Here is a 372-nt window from a genome sequence, read left to right on the forward strand (position 1 = left end):
CTCGCCCGCGTCGAGGCCGAGCGCGCCGCCGAGGTCGAGACCGACGACGAGGCCGCCGAGCGCCGTCGCCTCGAGGCCCCCGACATCCGCCCGGTCCTGCCACCCGCGCCGCCGGGACGCGACAGTCCACCGCTCACGGTCACCGCCGCCTGACCCGAGCGAGGAGACGCCGAGCAGTTCCCCGCTCGGCGTGCGAACGCCTGCCCATGGGGCCGGCACACCCCTGACGAAGGAGTCACGTATGCCAACACTTGCCCAGATCGCCCTCTCCGAGGTTCTCGGCACCGCCACCCTGACGCTGCTCGGCTGCGGCGTCGTGGCCAACGCGCTGCTCGCGAAGACCAAGGGCTTCGCCGGCGGGCCGCTCTTCAT

1 pseudogene is annotated in these 372 nt (G+C 73.7%); it reads left to right on the forward strand.

The features are described 5' to 3' along the window. Nucleotides 1-241: 241 nt before the first annotated feature. Nucleotides 242-372: pseudogene (locus Q0789_RS16815) on the forward strand (aquaporin family protein); the annotation flags it as partial.

Origin of the sequence: uncultured Pseudokineococcus sp. (assembly GCF_947499845.1) — a bacterium.
Lineage (GTDB): Bacteria > Actinomycetota > Actinomycetes > Actinomycetales > Quadrisphaeraceae > Pseudokineococcus.